15 protein-coding genes are annotated in these 16,852 nt (G+C 70.2%); 5 read left to right on the top strand and 10 right to left on the bottom strand.

Annotation, left to right across the window (positions count from 1 at the left end; translation table 11 throughout):
- Positions 1-53: 53 nt before the first annotated feature.
- On the bottom strand, positions 54-275 hold the full coding sequence (locus KGD87_RS27255) for a hypothetical protein (protein ID WP_163782913.1): 222 nt from the start codon (positions 273-275) through the stop codon (positions 54-56).
- A gap of 201 nt (positions 276-476) precedes the next feature.
- On the opposite strand from KGD87_RS27255, the gene KGD87_RS27250 reads away from it, so the two are divergent.
- Both KGD87_RS27250 and KGD87_RS27245 read left to right on the top strand, forming a co-directional pair.
- A complete protein-coding gene (locus tag KGD87_RS27250) occupies positions 477-1,793 on the top strand; it encodes a ferredoxin reductase family protein (protein WP_284663749.1) in 1,317 nt (438 codons plus the stop codon).
- 18 nt (positions 1,794-1,811) lie between these two features.
- The gene (locus tag KGD87_RS27245; protein WP_284663748.1) at positions 1,812-2,366 is read left to right on the top strand and encodes a c-type cytochrome; all 555 of its coding nucleotides are present in this window, start codon (positions 1,812-1,814) and stop codon (positions 2,364-2,366) included.
- On the opposite strand, the gene KGD87_RS27240 is transcribed toward KGD87_RS27245, so the two are convergent.
- The 8 genes from KGD87_RS27240 to KGD87_RS27205 form a co-directional block, all read right to left on the bottom strand.
- A complete protein-coding gene (locus KGD87_RS27240) occupies positions 2,363-2,920 on the bottom strand; it encodes an MXAN_0125 family MYXO-CTERM protein (RefSeq protein ID WP_284663747.1) in 558 nt (185 codons plus the stop codon). The genes KGD87_RS27245 and KGD87_RS27240 overlap by 4 nt on opposite strands.
- A gap of 114 nt (positions 2,921-3,034) precedes the next feature.
- A complete protein-coding gene (gene upp / locus KGD87_RS27235; RefSeq protein WP_163782910.1) occupies positions 3,035-3,670 on the bottom strand; it encodes a uracil phosphoribosyltransferase in 636 nt (211 codons plus the stop codon).
- Positions 3,671-3,682: 12 nt separating this feature from the next.
- Positions 3,683-4,894 (bottom strand): DUF1688 family protein, encoded by a 1,212-nt coding sequence (locus tag KGD87_RS27230; RefSeq protein ID WP_284663745.1) that lies wholly within the window; start codon positions 4,892-4,894, stop codon positions 3,683-3,685.
- Positions 4,887-6,140, bottom strand: coding sequence for a GTP cyclohydrolase II (locus tag KGD87_RS27225; protein WP_284663743.1), 1,254 nt, complete (start codon positions 6,138-6,140; stop codon positions 4,887-4,889). Before KGD87_RS27225 ends, KGD87_RS27230 begins: the two co-directional genes overlap by 8 nt.
- Positions 6,141-6,213: 73 nt before the next feature.
- Complete coding sequence (locus KGD87_RS27220) at positions 6,214-7,740, bottom strand: CoA-acylating methylmalonate-semialdehyde dehydrogenase (protein WP_284663741.1); 1,527 nt, start codon at positions 7,738-7,740, stop codon at positions 6,214-6,216.
- A gap of 136 nt (positions 7,741-7,876) precedes the next feature.
- On the bottom strand, positions 7,877-8,287 hold the full coding sequence (locus tag KGD87_RS27215) for a hypothetical protein (protein WP_284663740.1): 411 nt from the start codon (positions 8,285-8,287) through the stop codon (positions 7,877-7,879).
- A gap of 135 nt (positions 8,288-8,422) precedes the next feature.
- The gene (locus KGD87_RS27210) at positions 8,423-8,920 is read right to left on the bottom strand and encodes a hypothetical protein (RefSeq protein WP_284663739.1); all 498 of its coding nucleotides are present in this window, start codon (positions 8,918-8,920) and stop codon (positions 8,423-8,425) included.
- Complete coding sequence (locus KGD87_RS27205) at positions 8,920-10,002, bottom strand: helix-turn-helix domain-containing protein (protein WP_284663737.1); 1,083 nt, start codon at positions 10,000-10,002, stop codon at positions 8,920-8,922. The genes KGD87_RS27210 and KGD87_RS27205 overlap by 1 nt, the downstream gene beginning before the upstream one ends.
- A gap of 420 nt (positions 10,003-10,422) precedes the next feature.
- Between KGD87_RS27205 and KGD87_RS27200 the strand changes: the two genes are divergently transcribed.
- From KGD87_RS27200 to KGD87_RS27190, 3 genes are all read left to right on the top strand, one after another.
- Positions 10,423-13,185 (top strand): serine/threonine-protein kinase, encoded by a 2,763-nt coding sequence (locus KGD87_RS27200; protein ID WP_284663735.1) that lies wholly within the window; start codon positions 10,423-10,425, stop codon positions 13,183-13,185.
- A 58-nt stretch (positions 13,186-13,243) separates the two neighbouring features.
- The gene (locus KGD87_RS27195) at positions 13,244-14,584 is read left to right on the top strand and encodes a sigma 54-interacting transcriptional regulator (RefSeq protein ID WP_284663734.1); all 1,341 of its coding nucleotides are present in this window, start codon (positions 13,244-13,246) and stop codon (positions 14,582-14,584) included.
- An 88-nt stretch (positions 14,585-14,672) separates the two neighbouring features.
- Positions 14,673-15,446, top strand: a complete 774-nt coding sequence (locus KGD87_RS27190) for a cysteine peptidase family C39 domain-containing protein (protein WP_284663732.1) — start codon at positions 14,673-14,675, stop codon at positions 15,444-15,446.
- Positions 15,447-15,480: 34 nt separating this feature from the next.
- Here the strand turns inward: KGD87_RS27190 and KGD87_RS27185 are convergent, their stop codons facing one another.
- The gene (locus tag KGD87_RS27185; protein WP_284663731.1) at positions 15,481-16,599 is read right to left on the bottom strand and encodes a lytic transglycosylase domain-containing protein; all 1,119 of its coding nucleotides are present in this window, start codon (positions 16,597-16,599) and stop codon (positions 15,481-15,483) included.
- Positions 16,600-16,852 lie beyond the last annotated feature (253 nt).

The following is a 16,852-nucleotide window of genomic DNA, read 5'->3' as shown; positions in this document are numbered from 1 at the left end:
AATCCAGACACCCGGCCTCCCCGGAAGGCCCCCCGGGTGCCGGCGGACCACGGCTACGGCTTGCCCTTGTCGCTGCTCGCGTCACCCTCGCGTGGGTAGCCGCGCTCCTCGCGGGAGTTGCCCGCGTCGCCCCAGCGGTGGGCCTCGTTCGTCACCGCGCGGTCCTCCGCGTCCCGCTGCTCCGTCTCCGGGTCGCTCATCGACTCGCGGAGGCGCGAGTCCGGCTGCGGGGACTCGGACGCGTCACGTGACTTCGGTGTGCGCTGCTCGGCCATCGTCGTTCTCCTCTCCTGGTATGCATCCCCCTGAACGATGTGCACGCCCTGGCGGCGGGGCCAGGGGGCCCCGGGGCTCGCACGCCAGGTCGCGGGGACGGACGGCTCGGGTCATTCCGTGAACAGTGCGAGCGATACCTGCCTGCTTCCACGTTCCCCTCGGTCGCATCCCGGGCTACGGGGCCTGATGGGAGTCTCCGCATGAACCGCATGATGTCTGGCTTCTTCTGGATCAGCCTCTACCTGCTCGTCGTGCTGGTGCCCGTCTTCCTGATGCTCATCCCCCCGGCCCCGTCCGGGCGGTCCTTCTGGCTCGAGCTGTCCGTGGCGCTGGGCTTCGTGGGACTGACGCAGATTGCCGTTCAGTTCGTGCTCATCGCGCGCTTCAAGCGCATCACCGCGCCCTACGGCATCGACATCATCCTCCAGTACCACCGGCAGATCGCCATGGTCGCCGTGTGCCTGGTGCTGGCGCATCCGCTCATCATCGTCATCGACAACCCGTCCCGCCTGAAGCTGCTCAACCCCCTGGGCGGGAACTGGGCCAGCCGCGCCGCGATGATGAGCGTGCTGACGCTCGTCATCCTGGTGGTGACCTCGCAGTTCCGCGAGCGGCTCAAAATCAACTACGAGCGCTGGCGCCTCCTGCACCTGCTGCTGGGCGTGGCGGCCATCGTCTTCGCCCAGCTCCATGTCTCCATGGCGGGCCTGTACACCAACACGCCGTGGAAGCACGCCATCTGGGTGGTGACCAGCGCCGCCATGGTCATGCTCGTCATCTACCTGCGCGTCCTGCGCCCCGCGTGGCAGCGCAACTACCGCTGGCGCGTCGCCGAGGTCCGCCCCGAGCGCGGCAGCACGCACTCCCTGGTGCTGGAGCCCGTGGGGGACCACGGCATGCGCTTCGACCCCGGCCAGTTCGCCTGGATCAAGCTGGAGGGCTCGCCCTTCACGATGGAAGAGCACCCCTTCAGCTTCTCCTCCAGCGCCGAGCGCTCGGACCGGCTGGAGTTCGGCATCAAGTCGCTGGGTGACTTCACCCGCCGCATCGGCGACGTCCCACCGGGCACGCGCGCGTACCTCGACGGCCCTCATGGCGCCTTCAGCATCGACCGCTATCCCGCCGTCGGCTACGTGTTCATCGCGGGCGGCGTGGGCATCACCCCCATCCTCTCCTTCCTGCGCACCATGGCGGACCGCAAGGACCACCGGCCCGTCACGCTCTTCTACGCCGACAACGACTGGGACAGCGTGGCCTTCCGCGAGGCCCTGGCCGAGCTCGAGGAGAAGCTGGACCTGCATTGCGTCTACGTCCTCAAGGAGCCCGCCGAGGACTGGAAGGGCGAGCGCGGCTTCCTCACCGGCGAGGTGCTGGACCGGCACCTGCCGAAGGAGAAGCTCGCGCGCTTCTTCTTCATCTGCGGCCCGCCGCCCATGATGACGGCGGTGCACGAAGCCCTCCAGGAGCGCGGCGTCCCCGAGGCGCGCGTCCACCTCGAGAAGTTCAACCTCGCCTAGGCCGGAGCCTCTGCCACCATGCGACACCTCGTGGCGAACATCGCCACCTACACCATCGCCGCGCTGCTCATCCTGGGCTCCGCGCTGTTCGCCTGGATGCGCTCCGCGCAGCTCGTCCTCTCCGACGAGTACGCGACGCTCGCTCGATATGAGCCCACCCCGGAGCACCAGTTCGAGTGGCGCGAGGTGGGCGAGCACGCCTACGCGAGCAACTGCCGGAACTGTCATGGCGGCGAAGGCCAGGGTTGGGACCAGTACCCTGGCCTCCAGGACACCGCGCGCCTCTTCGCCGCGCCGGGCGGACGCGAGTACCTGGTGGAGCTGCACCTCCACGGCCTGACGAGCCCCCGCTGGGGCGCGCCCATGCCCTCCATGGGCCACCTGCCGGATGTGGAGCTGGCGGCGGTGCTGAACCATGTGCTCACCCACTTCGGCAACACGCCGCCCCCTGGAACGCGGCTGTACGTTCCAGCGGACATCGCCGCGCTGCGTGGACCGAAGCGCTCACCGTGGGAGGTGAATGAACTCCGTCCCGGTGGGGCCGAAGAGGCCTCCGGCCGGACCGTCAACTAGCGGCGGAAGGGCGCGAGCACGACAGCCCGCGCCAACGCCCCACGGCGCCTGCGAGCCACCGCGCCCACCAGCAGCGCCACCCCCGCGGCGCCCAGCGCACCGGGCGCCGCGGCGCAGCCATCGCCGCCGGAATCGCGGACGCCCGAGCACGTCACCTCCGCGCTGACGGCGAGCTGCTGGTCCGCGCCGTCCACGCGCACCGTGTAGGACTGCTCGACGAAGCGCACTTCCTCGCGGTCCTTACGGGCGAAGATGAAGCCCACCTCTTCACCTGACGGGAGCTCCTGGGTGCATCTGCCGTCCGGACAGTTCCACAGCGGCCAGTCAACGAGCGTCACCGTCTGCTCGCAGGCGTTGCGCACGGTGCTCTGCCCACAGCTCACGGCCGTGCGCACGGTGAGGCACGGCACCTCGGAGACGACGCTCTGGTTCGACGTGGAGCAATCGCACGGCGGCGACTCCGCCCGAGCGCTCCCCGACAGTCCCAGCACCAGCACACTGGCGCAGCCCAGCCAGGCCGTCATGCGCCGGGCGCCAACAAGCTTTCCTTCCATCGACAACTCCCCTACCCGATTGCGCCGGCCCCGTCCGCGGCGCGCAGCCTGTAACAGACACGGCCGCGCTCCAAGTCACCGTTGCCGGGTGAGGGGTACCTCCTCCACCGCGCGCTACTTGGTCCCGAAGAGCCGGTCTCCCGCGTCGCCCAGGCCCGGGAGGATGTAGCCGTGCTCGTCCAGCCGCTCGTCGATGGCCGCGGTGTAGACGTGGACGTCCGGGTGGTGCTCGCGCAGGTTCGTCAGGCCCTCCGGGCACGCCAGCAGACACACGAAGCGCAGCGAGCCGGGCTTGCTCTTCTTCAGCCGCTGGAGCGCGGCCACCGCCGAGTTGCCCGTGGCCAGCATCGGGTCACACACCACCACGTCGCGGTCCGCGAGCTGGCCGGGCACGCGGTAGTAGTACTCCACCGGCGACAGCGTCTCCGGGTCCCGGTACAGGCCGATGTGCCCCACGCGCGCGGAGGGCACCAGTTGCAGCATCCCGTCGAGGATGCCCTGCCCCGCGCGCATGATGGCCACCAGCACCAGCTTCTTGCCGTCCAGCACCGGCGCCACCGTGCGCGCCATGGGCGTCTGGATGTCCTCCTCGCGCACCTTGAGGTCTCTCAGCGCCTCATAGGCGAGCAGCAGCGAGGTCTCCTGGAGCAGCGCCCGGAAGGAGGCGGTGCTCGTCTCCACCCGGCGCATCTGCGTGAGCTTGTGCTTCACCAGCGGGTGGTCCACCACCGTGCAGTTTGGAAACTCCATTGCGTCCTCCCGTCAGAACACCGTGCCGTCACTGTCCACGCGGATGGGCGGCCCGCCCCCGGGACGCCGCTCCGCCGCCACGCGCCGGCCCGCGGTCCACGTGCCGCCCTGGAGCACCTTGCCCAGCGGCAGCTCCTCCGCGCTCAACCCCAGCCGGCCGCGCACCAGCGCCGCCACCCGGTCCAGCAGCGCCACCGTCAGCGCGCGCCACTCCACGATGGGCTCGTCACCCGGGTGGAAGGACTGCGTGAAGAGCCGCGGCTCCCGGGGTGACAGCACGCCCAGGTCCACCAGCAGGCCGCCGTTGCGGTACTCGGGCAGGCCGGTGAGCCCATCCAGCTCCGTCACCACCACGCCCGCCTCGGACAGCGGCTCCACCAGGGAGTACGTCAGCCACTGCGACAGCTTGTGGAAGGGCACCAGCGCCTCCAGGCTCTCCACCGGCCCCAGCGCGGGATGCGGCCACACGTCGCCCAGGTTCACCGCGTCCACCATCACCCGGCCCGGCCAGATGGGGCCCAGCACCTCCAGCACCAGCCCCAGCAGCTCCGCGGCGCGCACGCTGCGGTGCTGCGCGGTGATGATGTCCAGCAACGCGCCCGGCCGGGGCAGCACCTTCGCCAGCCCGTGCAGCAGGTGCAGCCGGCCGTCCAGCCCATCCACCGGGTTGGCGTCCGTCACCTGCATGCCCCGCGCGAGCGCCTCACGCGTGAGCCGGCCCAGCGCCTCCGCGTCCACGCGCAGCGGCCGGTCCGGGTCCGACGAGAAGCGCCCCTCCATGAACATGCGGAAGCTGGCCACGGCCAGGCCCTCGGAGCGCGCCCACGTCTTCCCGCCGGCCTCCTGGTAGCGCCACTGCGGACCGCTGCCCGCGTCCAGCAGCACGCTCACCACCACCAGGTCCAGCTTCGCGCGCGCCCGCTCTTGAAGCGTGGCGTCCTTCAGCCGCGCCTCCAGCTCCGCCAGCCGCGCCACGCCACCCACGTCGAAGTGGCGCCAGCGGCTGTGCAGCGGCACGTCCAGCGTGGGGTAGTGCTCGCGCGTCACGTGCAGCACCGTGTCCACGACGATGGGGAGCCGCGACGGCTCGACCCGGAAGTGCTCCAGCTTGCCCTCAAGCCCCAGGTCCAGGAGCTGGTGACAGCGCTCGCGGATGGCGGACGGCGTGCGCAGCCACGCCACGGCGGGAGAGAGGTCCAACCTCGCCAAGGCGGAATCAGACATCGAGGTCCCGCCCCTTCACCCGCGCCAGCTCCGCCGCGTCCGCCACCGGCCCTTGCGTGAAGTAGCCCGCGGCCTTCTTCGCCTCCATCTCCACCTTGGCGTCGGCGGGGATGAGCGCGTCGGGGATGGGGACGCGCTCCAGGATTTCGATGCCCGAGCGCGTAATCGCGTCGTGCTTCATGTCGCTCATGGACACGAAGCGGTGGATGCGGGTGATGCCCAGCCAGTGCAGCACGTCCGGCATCAGCTCCTGGAAGCGCATGTCCTGCACGCCGGCCACGCACTCGGTGCGCTGGAAGTAGGTGGCCGCGGAGTCGCCGCCCTCCTGCCGCTTGCGCGCGTTGTACACGAGGAACTTTGTCACCTCGCCCAGCGCCCGGCCTTCCTTGCGCAGGTAGACGATGAGCCCCGCGCCGCCCGCCTGCGCGGCGCGGACGCACTCCTCGATGCCGTGCGCCAGGTAGGGCCGGCAGGTGCAGATGTCGCTGCCGAACACGTCGGAGCCATTGCACTCGTCATGCACGCGCACCGTCAGCGGCACGTCCCGGTCCGCCAGCGTCTCGATGCCGCCGAAGACGTACAGCGTCAGCCCGCCGATGGGCGGCAGGAAGACGTGCAGGTCCGGGCGCGTAATCAGCTCCGGGAACATGCCGCCCGTCTGCTCGAAGAGGCCGCGGCGCAGCGCGCTCTCCGTCATGCCGAAGCGCTTCGCGATGCCCGGCAGGTACCACACCGGGTCCACCGCGGCCTTGGTCACCTTGATGTCGCCGTTGTCGCGAAGCAGGTCTCCGTCCGGCTTCAGGCGCCCGGCCTCGATGGCGTCGCGCACCTCGGGGAAGTTGATGTGCGCCTTGGTGACGGCGATGGTCGGCCGGAAGTCGATGCCCTGCTCCGCGAAGGGCCGGAACGCCTGCGGCGCGATGGCGCCCCACGGGTCCAGCGAGACGATGCGCTGCGGGTCACTCCACGACGGATGCGGGCCCACCTGCGCGGCGGGCGCGGTGTTCTTCAGGTCCGCGCGGTGGTCCTGCGGCAGCATGCCCGCGGCCACGGCGAGCGCTCGGTACACGGCATACGCGCCGGCGTGCGTGCCAATCACGTTGCGGTGCCCGGCCTCCGTCAGCGTGGCGACGACGGGGCCGCGGCGCGTCGGCTCGCCGTCTCCCCAGCGGATGGGGACGCTGGGAACGTCGCCATCCGGGTGGGAGGTGAGGCGGATGTGGTTGGGATTCTTTTTCTCGGCCATGGGAGCGCCCTCCTTGCGGGCGCGGGAGCAAAGTCGGGGTGCGGGGGCGGTGCTTCGCGGCGTGGGGCGCGCTTCAGCTCATCCACGAGCCGTCGGTCCGGGCCGACCACTTGCGGGTGACCTTCTTCACCTGCGTCCAGAAGTCGAGGCTGGACGGCCCGGTGATGTCCCCGTGCCCGAAGCGCGAATCACCCGTGCCACCGAAGGAGAACGGCTCACGCGGAACGGGGACGCCCACGTTGACGCCCACCATGCCGGCGCGCACGCCCTCCACCACCAGCTGCGCCACCCCACCGTTGGTGGTGAAGATGGACGCCGCGTTGCCGTAGGGCGACGCGTTCTCCACCGCCAGCGCCGCGGACAGCGTGGGCACCCGGACGATGGAGAGCACCGGGCCGAACAGCTCGCGCCGCGCCGCCTCCATCTCCGGGCGCACGCCGTCCAGCAGCGTGGGGCCCAGCCAGTTGCCACCGGCCCACGGCTCGCCCCGCGGCTTGCGGCCACGGCCGTCCAGCAGCACCCGCGCGCCCTCGGCCTCCGCGCGGGCCAGGGCCGTCTCCAGGCGGTCCAATGAACCGCGGTCGATGAGCGCGCCCATGCCGGGCCCCAACTCCAGCTTCGCCGCGCGGCGGAGGACTTCCTGGAGAATGGACTCCACGTCGCCCACCGCGAGCAGCACGCTGGCCGCCATGCAGCGCTGGCCCGCGCAGCCGGTGAACGAGTCCACCACCGCCTGCGGCGTCAGCTCCGGGTCCGCGTCCGGCACGACGATGAGGTGGTTCTTGGCGCTGCCCAGCGCCAGCACGCGCTTGCCGCGCTTGCAGCCCTCCGCGTACAGGTGGCGCGCCACCGCGGACGAGCCGACGAAGCCCACCGCCTGCACGTCCGGATGCGCCACCAGCGCGTCCACCGCCTCCTTGCCGCCGTGCACGACGGAGAAGACGCCCGCGGGGTAGCCCGCCTCGCACATGAGCTCGCCCAGCGCGCACGCCGTCAGCGGCACCTTCTCCGACGGCTTGAGGATGAAGGTGTTGCCCAGCGTGACGGCGATGGGGAACATCCACATCGGCACCATCGCCGGGAAGTTGAAGGGTGTGATGCCGGCGACCACGCCCAGCGGCTCGCGGCGGTACTCACAGGAGACACCCCGGCTGACCTCCAGGTGCGCGCCCGTGTCGAGGTTCTGGAGGGACAGCGCGAAGTCGCAGACCTCCATGCCCTTGAGCAGGCCCGCGCGGGCCTCCGCCACCGTCTTCCCCGCCTCGCTGGCGGCGAGCTGGGCCAGGGCGTCCAAATCCCGTTCAAGGAGCTGGCGGAAGCGATACAGGAACTGCGTGCGCTCCCGCAGCGGGGTGTCCTTCCAGGACGTCGCCGCCGCCTTCGCGGCCTCCACTGCCTGGGAGACTCCCGCGCCGGACGTGAGGGGAACCCTGCCAATGACGGTGCCGGTGTAGGGGCTCCGGACATCGAGCTGCGCCGCACCGGGCGGCACCTGCCAGCTTCCTCCAACGAGGTTACGGCACGAGACGACGCTCCGCGGAAGCTGGATGAAGGACACGCGCACCCCCCAGGTGTCTGGCGTGAAGAAATGGCCTGCCATCGTAACCGGGGGAATGGGCTGTCATGCAACCCAGGGGTCCCCGAGGGTGTCTTCAGACACGCCCAATGGAAGACATCCGGGCACTCATTCTGTCGGATAGCGGACCCATCCCTCGGACGGGTGACAGGGATTGTGTTCAGCGGGAGTCAGATGCCGCCAGCAGGCCGCGCAGCCGGGTGATGGTGGCCGTGTCGTCCGCGTCCAGCGTGAGGCCCGCGGCCTGGACTTCTTCGTACAACGCGAGCGCGTAGTGGAAGCGGGAGGTGGCCGTGGCGGCGTCCCCCTGCTCGGCGATCAGCGCTGCGTCCTCGGCGACCAGGCGCGCGAGCACCTTCACGCGCGGAGGGGCGCCCAGCAGTCGCGCGGTGGACGCCGGGTCCGCCATCAGCAGCGCGGCGTACTCCATGCCCAACGTGGACAGCGCCGTCTCCTGGATGAGGCGCTGGGCGTCCGCGAGCTTCTTCTCCCGGCCCGCCTTGATGATGCGGGCCAGCGCGGCGGCGAACTCCTCGATGAGCCGCTCGATGTAATCCTTGCGAAGGGACATGGCGGCGTGAAGGTAAGGGCTCGCTCACAAATTACTTGGAAATGAGAGGCGTTAGTGTTGCCCACCATCTGAACCTACGGTCCACACGAGATGCTGAAAGGCCACGGAACTGGGCGACTCCCGCCGTTGCAGGACTCACCACCAAAGGGGAGGGCGGTGCGGCTGATGAGATCTGCAGAACGCGGCGGAGACTGCCTCTGCAATCTTACGCTGCAGCCCGTGAGATTCCATGGCGCGAAGCCACCCGTGCAGCGAGAGAACTCTCTCTCCACGCAGTTCCTCAATGGCACGGTGGATGGCCAGCTTGTCGTTCAGCACCAGAGTGACCTCCGGATGGTGCAAGGCATACGCGATCATGGACCGCTCACCTGGACCATATCTCGGCGCGTCGAGTCGCACGAAGTCGAGTGCTTCTGGAGTTTCCGGAAGAAGCTCGGTGGGTCCACCCGCAATCGCCTGAAGCACCTCACACAGGTCAGCGTTTTCGCGTTGACGGGCATCCGTCCCCCCAATGACCTCTTCCCATACGACGTCCGTCACCAACACCGGCAACCGCCCCACGGACTTAAAGGCGTCCATCTGGCCAGACTTCTGGACCGGGATGATGATGTCGGCATCAAGCGCGTAAAGCATCAAGCGCCCAACAAGTCCTCAATGGAGTATCCCAGCAGTTCACGCGCCCTGCCGCTCGAGATGAGTTCTCGCTGGAAAGCCTCCAGTACCCTCCGCTGGAGCCCATCAAACCGGGTATCCTCCTCGAACCCCATCACCTCGGTTACCTCTGCGGTCATCAGCAGAATGTCGACCATGGACTCGTCGAAGTACCGCAGGTTCTTGAGGTGCCAAGTCATGGCTGAATAGCTGAGGCCGAAGTGGCGCTTAGCCTCGCTTACCAGCCTGCGAGCCTCCACCGTGCCTATTGCCCCAGATGATGGAGGGCCGAACTTCTCATGAACCGCGAAGTCAGGTGCCAGCAGCATGGCTGCAAAAGCGTTCACGCGCTTTTCCGTCGGGGAATTCTCGAACCAGAAACGGCGCGACTGAAGCTCGCCCACGTCCGTCTCGACAGCTTCAGGTCCCAGGTCGAGCAACTGATGAGCCAGTTCGTGCGCGAGGACGAATCGCCGCTGTGCCTCGCTCTGGAGCTGGGCATTCACGACGATCAACCGGGCATCCCCTGTCCGGCAGCTCGCGCCAAGTACGCCCCGGTTCCCGAAAGAATGGGTCAGGACCAGAGTATTGAACCGATTTTCAATCAACCGAGCGAGGCTCTTAAGTGGTCCTGTGCGCTCAGGCAGGAACTCACGCGCCTTTCGCGCCTGTCGATAACCCTCTTGGTAGGCCTCCCTCTCTGGCGCAACCTTGGGCGTGAAGCAATCTGCCAACCGCTCCACCCCAAGAAGCATGCCCAGTTCCGCGAACGCCCGGGCGCGGCTCAGCCCCTCCGCCATGGCATCCAGGTCGGCCCTCTCCAGTTCCACGCTGCCTCGCTGCTTGAGCAGCACCTGCGGGGCAACGAAGGCGGCAGACTCCTTCGCTGAGGTATGGACCAACTCGGCGGAGTCTACGCCCAGGACACGTGCCAGTCGGCCAAGCGCTGCGATGCCAAGGCCTCCCTCACCTCGCTCGAAACGTTCAATGGCATCAGGGCTGAGCCGCGCCTGCGTTGCCAGAGTCCCAATATCAAGCCGCGACTCCTCCCGGCGGGCGCTCAAACGCCTGCCTAGCTTCTGAAGGGGTGGGGAGTAACTTTCGGCCATGGTGTTAGCGTGAATGTACCCTGCGGCCTTGACACTCGCAACGCAAGTGACTCAGCCGAACAAGGGCATCTTGCAACCTGGCAAGGCCGCATCACTGCAGGTCCAGCGGGGCTCCAGGCCGTTGCGGAGAGGACAGAAAACCGGCGAATGCCCTAGACGTCCTTCGCGGCGCGGCCTGAGTCGGCGCCTTCACCCAGGTGTAGTTCGCGCAAACGACGCCCCCTGCTCTCTGAAGCATCCAGGGGGCGCAGCGGACAGGCCCCACCCGTCGGCGGCGGCCGACACCGGCCTGGTGCATAGGCAACCATCCAAGCGGCCTGGAACATGGGCCTCACGGTTATTCGCGGCTAGAGTCGCGGGCCGGGTGCATCGGCCATGAGCATGAGAGACAGCGGCAGCGGACGCGCAGGCACGGGCAATCGCGAGGACGACGCCTTCGGCACCGGCCCTGGGTCGCGGCGCGAGGACGCGCCCCCCGTGCCTCAGGTGGGGCGCTACTTCCTCCTCAAGCGCCTGGGCCAGGGCGGTATGGGCGTGGTGTACGCGGCCTATGACCCGGACCTGGACCGCAAGGTGGCGCTCAAGCTGCTGCACGCGGACAGCAGCACGGATTCAGAGGAGGCCCGGGCGCGGCTGCTGCGCGAGGCGCAGGCCATGGCGCGCGTGTCGCACCCCAACGTCATCCCCATCTTCGACGTGGACGTGTGGGGGGACCGCGTCTTCCTGGCCATGGAGCTGGTGGACGGCGGCACCCTGGCCTCGTGGGTGAAGGAGGGGCAGCGCTCCTGGCGCGAGGTGCTGGAGGCCTTCCTCTCCGCGGGCCGGGGACTCCAGGCCGCGCACGAGGCCGGGCTGGTGCACCGCGACTTCAAGCCCGCCAACGTGCTGGTGAGCCGCGCGGGCCGCGTCTTCGTCACCGACTTCGGCCTGGCGCGACCGGTGGGCACGCTCCCCGTGGAGGAGCACCTCTCCGAGGACTCGGAGTCCCGCGTGCCCTCCGAGCGGCGCATGCTGGACACGCCCCTCACGGAGGCGGGCCTCATCATCGGCACGCCCAGCTACATGTCCCCGGAGCAGTTCCGCGGGGATGACCTGGACCCGCGCTCGGACCAGTTCAGCTTCTGCGTCGCGCTGTACTGGGCGCTCTACCGTCAGCGGCCCTTCGAGCCCGCGAAGATGGAGGCGTATGCGTCCTCGCGCAGGCCCCAGGCGCAGCCCGAGGTCGAGGCCACCGAGCCGCTGCACGCGACGGCGCCCCTGGAGCGCGAGCCCCCCAAGCCACAGCCGCCGCCCGTCCTCATCCAGGAGCCGCCGCGCGACGTGAAGGTCCCCGCCTGGGTCAAGCAGGCGATGATGCGGGGCCTGTCGCTGGACCCGGCCACGCGCTTCGCATCCATGACGGAGCTGCTGGGCGCCCTGTCGCAGGAGCACCGCCTCACGAAGCGCCGGCGCTGGGTGGCGGGCGCCAGCACCGTGGCCGCGGGCGTGGCCCTGGTGGGCGGCGTCCTCTACCAGCAGTCGCAGGTCTGCGCGGCCGCGGGCGCGCGCATGGATGCCGTCTGGAGCCCGGCGGCGAAGCAGCAGGTGGAGGCGGCCTTCCTGGCCACCGGCAAGCCCTTCGCGCAGGAGCTGGCGGGCAAGGTCTCCCAGGTGCTGGACGGCTACGCGAGCGCGTGGAAGCAGCAGAGCACCGAGGCCTGCGAGGCCACCCACGTCCACGGCGTGCAGACCGAGGAGCTGCTGACGCGGCGGACGGTGTGCCTGGCGCGGCGGCACAAGGACGTGCGCGCCACCGTGGCGCTCCTGTCCACCGCGGACGCGGCGCTGGTGGAGAAGTCGGTGGACGCGGTGCACGCCCTGCCCTCGCTGCACGAATGCGAGGACGAGGAGTCCCTGGCCGAACAGCAGCGGCTGCCCTCGGACGCGGGCAAGCGCGCCGACATCGAGAAGCTGGAGGGACAGGTCGCGAACGTGAAGGCGCTGGTGGACGCGGGCCGCTACCCAGTGGCCCTGGAGGTGGCGCGCGCGCTGGAGGCGCCGGTGCTGGCCACCGGCCACCTGCCGCTCACGGCCGAGCTGCGCTTCCACCTGGGCTGGCTCCAGGAGCAGCACGGCCAGTCCCCCGAGGCCTCGAAGCAGCTCTTCCACGCCGCGCGCGACGCCGAGGCGGGACGGGCGGACCGGCTGAAGGTCGCCATCCTCAACAAGCTGCTCTACGTGGAGGACGGCCAGCGGCACTTCACCCAGGCCTCGGACTGGGGCGAGCTGGCCCACGCCACCCTCCAGCGCCTGGGCGGCGAGCCCGTGCTGGAGGCCGACGTGCGGATGAACCAGGCCAACCTCGCGGTGTCGCAGGAGCGCTTCGACGACGCGCGCGCGCTGCTGGAGCAGGCCAAGGCGCTCCAGGCCCGCGCCCTGCCCCTGGGCCACCCCAAGCGCGCGCGGACCACCTTCCTGCTGGGCGGCGTGATGCTGGACCTGGGGCAGCCCGAGAAGGCGGCGGAGCTGCTGGAGGAAGCGCTGGTGCTGACAGAGGCCGCGGTGGGCCCCTGGCACCCGGACATGGCCCAGCGCCACGGCATGCTGTCCTTGACGCTGCGCGAGCTGAAGCAGGACGCCAGGGCCCTGAAGCACGCCCAGGCGGCGGCCCAGGTCCGCAAGGCCACGCGGGGCGAGACGAGCGTGCTCTACGCGGAGGCCCTGGACGAGGTGGGCATGTGCCTGCACGCGATGAAGCGTTACGACGAGGCGCTGAAGGCCTACGAAGAGGCGCTCTTCATCAAGCGCGCGGCGCTGCCCGCGGACGACGAGCGGCTCCAGTACTCCTATGACGGCGTGGGCCAGGCGTTGCTGGAGCTGGGCAAGGCGAACGAGTCGGTGGCGCCGCTGCGACAGGCCGTCTCCTTCGCGTCGGCCCCGCCCGACGTGCTGGCCGAGTCCGGCTTCGCCCTGGCGCGCGCCCTGTGGCAGACGCAGCAGCCCCCGGAGGCCCGCGGGGAGGCGGCCCAGGCCCGGGCGCGCTTCACCGAGGCCGGCCTGGAGGCGCGGGTGGCGGACGTGGACGCCTGGCTGTCGACGCTGCCGCCCGAGCCGGCCCCGGCTCGCGCTCGTCCGCCCGCCCGCAGGCCCCGGCGGTGAAGCCGCCACGGACCCGACGGGTGGCGGGCCGCCCCGGCCGTGTTAGCGTCCCGCTCCCGTGGCCCCGTCGAACGAAGAGGAACCCGCGCTGGACCCGACGCTGACGCTGAGCCGCGCGCGGCAAGGCCGGCTCCGTCTGAAGCTCATGGTGCTGTCCGGCCCCGAGTCCGGCCAGAGCCACGCGCTCACCAGGCCCGAGTACGTGCTGGGCAAGGCCCCCACGTGCGACATCGTCCTCACCGACAAGACGATTTCCCGCGAGCACCTCAAGCTGACGGTCCATGACGAGCACGTGGTGGCCACCGACCTGGGCTCGCGCAACGGCTCCTCGTGTGACGGCCGCCGCTTCACCGAGCTGGAGCTGCACCCGGGCACCGTCATCACCCTGGGCACCACCGAGCTGAAGCTGGTGCCGGAGGAGACGGCGAAGCGCACGCTGCTGCTCTCCAACCGCGACCGCTTCGGCGCGCTGGTGGGCAACAGCCGCCGGATGCGCGAGGTGTTCACCCTGCTGGAGCGCATGTCCCCGGGCGGCGCGGACGTGCTCATCCAGGGCGAGACGGGCACCGGCAAGGACCTGTGCGCCGAAGCCATCCACCAGGCCAGCCGCCGCGCCAGCGGGCCCTTCGTCATCGTGGACCTGGCGGGCGTGGCTCCCTCGCTCATCGAGTCCGAGCTGTTCGGCCACGTGAAGGGCGCCTTCACCAACGCCCAGAGCGACCGGGCCGGCGCCTTCGAGCGCGCCCACAACGGCACCGTCTTCCTGGACGAGGTCGGCGAGCTGCCGCTGGAGCTCCAGCCCCGCCTGCTGCGCGTGCTGGAGCGCCGCCAGGTGAAGCGCGTGGGCGCCAACGACTACGTCACCGTCAACATGCGCGTGGTGACGGCCACCCACCGGGATTTGGAGGACGCCGTGCGGCAGGGGAAGTTCCGCCGCGACCTCTTCCACCGGCTCGCCGTGCTCCGCGTGACGATGCCCTCCCTGCGCGAGCGCCCCGAGGACATCCCCCTGCTCATCGACAACATGCTCGAGCAGACGGGCCGTCCGCCCAGCGCCCTGTCGGACCAGACACGCGCGCTGCTCACCCAGTACCCCTGGCCCGGCAACGTGCGCGAGCTGCGCAACGTGGTGGAGCAGGTGGTGAACCTGGGCGAGGAGGCCCTCCCGGACCTGGAGTCCGCCGACAGCGAGCGAGGCCCCAGCGCGGCCGACCTGGACCTGCCCTTCAAGGAGGCCAAGGAGCGGCTCGTGGAGGGCTTCGAGCGCGACTACCTCCGCAACCTCCTGGAGCGCTGCGAGGGCAACATCTCCCGCGCCTCCCGCGAGGCCGACATCGACCGCGTCTACCTCCGCAAGCTCTTGAAAAAGCACGGTATTGAACCGAGCAGCGGCCTCTGAGCGGCGCGGAAACAACTTTCTCCAGACTTTGGAGATAACCTCGGATTGGAGCCATGTGGGCTCCGCCCAGCCCCAGGGAAGACCGCCCATGCGAGTGAACCTCTTCCAGACCATCGCGAGGCTCTCGGAGGCCCGGCCGCAGCAGAGCGTGCAGCCCGCCGCGTCCGAGCCTGTCCAGGCCCAGGCCCCCCAGCCGCCCTCCGTCCCCGACGTGGTGGCCCAGTACTTCACCGACAGCTTCGAGGCCGTGGACGCGACCTCGGACGTCATCAAGCAGACCAAGGACGCCAACTGCGGCGCCGCGGTGGCCACCCTGCTGTCGCCCACGGCGGGCAAGGACTCCGTGGCGGCGGCGAAGAAGATGGACTCGCTGGAGTCGCGCTTCACCGACGGGGGCGGGACGACGCCGGAGGAGCTGGCGAAGATGTTCGCGCACGAGGGCCTGGAGGTGAAGAAGGGCACCTCGAACTTCGACATGCCGTCGGTGAACGAGGCGCTGGCCCGCGGACAGAAGGCCGTCGTCCAGTTGGACACCAACCGGCTCGCCACGGGCGTGGACTCCAAGGTCGCCGGTGGCTCGCACTGGGTCGTCGTCGACGGCATGGACGACCAGGGCAACTACCAGGTGAAGGACACGAACACGGGCTCCAAGTACACCGTGTCCGGCCAGCAGATTGCCGACGCCGTGGGCTCCGCGTGGGAGCTGCACCAGGGTGGCGGCATGCTCGTCGTCGGCGACCCGCAGACCGCCATGGACGAGGGAACGCTGGTGGAGAAGAGCGCCCTCCACACCGACGCGCTGGGCAACACCGACGGCGGCGGCTCTCGGGCTCGCGGCAGCTTCGGCCGCGAGTCCTCCTGAGCTTCTTGCCGGCGTCCTCCGCTGCCGGCGTCCGCTACGCCGGCAGCGCGCCCTGGCCCGACGCCAGGGTGCTGGCGAACTGATTCACCTTCTGCACGTAGCTGGCGTCACCCGTGCCCGCGGGAATCGCGTGCGGGTTGCTCTTGTCCACGCCGTTCGGACCAGAGTTGTACGCGCGCAGGGCCAGGTCCCAGCTCCCGAACTGCTCCTTCATGTCCTTCATGTAGCAGGCACCCGCGAGGATGTTCGTCTCCGGGTCGGAGAGGCTCTTGCCCTGCAGCTCGGGGTGCTTGCTCTGCAGCTCCTTGAAGGTGTTGGGGTTCACCTGCATCAGCCCGGTGTCCGTCAGGCCGTTGCCACCGTTGGTGGACGTAGCGGCCACGTCACCGCGGGACTCGGCCCACACCTGCGCGGCCAGCATCTCCACTGGCACGCCCGTCTTGGCCGCCGCGGACTCGAGCGCCGGGCGCAGCTTCTCCAGCGCGGGAGGCAGGTTGCCCCCCAGGCTCGCGCCGCCAGCGCCCTTGCTCGCGCCCACTGACGGTGCTGAGGGCGCCGCACCGCTTCCACCCACCGGAGCGGGGCCACCCACCGGCGCGGGCGAGGGGCCACCCACCGGCGCGGCACCCATCGGCGCGGGCGCGGAGCCACCCGCCGGCGCGGGGCCACCCGCCGGCGCGGGCGCGGAGCCACCCGCCGGCGGCGCCGACGTGAGGCCATCTACCGGATCACTCATGAACGGAGACGGGCCCTGGGCGGCGGGGTTCAGCTCCACGGGAGGACGGTTGCCGCAGGCCGACGCGGGAGAGAACGAGCTGTCCGAGAAGCACTGCGACGGGGAGGCCCCCGACGCGCCCGCGCCGCCCTGGCCGCACGCGGCGCCCTGCGCGCCACCGGCCGCGCCGCCCTGCATGGCCTGCTGGAGCTGGGTGAGCGTGCTGATGATGGCCATGGCCCCCTCCAGCAGCTTGCCCAGGGACTGGGCCTTGCCGCCGCCCATGTCGAAGCCATCCTGCTGCATTCCAAGCCGCCCCAGCGCCGGCTTCTGGGCCGAGGCCCCCGACAGCGACGCGGTAGGTAGGGAGCCGGAGACATCCTGGGCCGGGGAGCGGGTGGCGGAAGAGGCGGAGCCGCTGAGCGGAGAGAGGCGCATGGGGAAGTTCCTTCGGGGTGGGGTTGGAGGGCTTCTGTAGGCGACCCACGCACCAGTAGCAGCAGGTGTGCCAACCACCGGGCATCCCCGCCCCTCCGCCAAGTCACTGATTTTACTTGAGCCCATGTAGCGCCGGCTCCTCGTGGAGCCCTGCACCCTGGTGACTGCCGTCATGGGGCGGTGGTCGCAGTCATCAGTCCACGCTCCCACCTGGCGCGCTAACGTAGCGGCCTTCTCGTCGTGGAGGGGATGC

Source organism: Myxococcus sp. SDU36, assembly GCF_030168875.1.
Classification (GTDB): Bacteria; Myxococcota; Myxococcia; order Myxococcales; family Myxococcaceae; genus Myxococcus; species Myxococcus vastator.
Note: the sequence above shows the minus strand (reverse complement) of the source record. Positions and strands in the feature narration are given on the sequence as shown.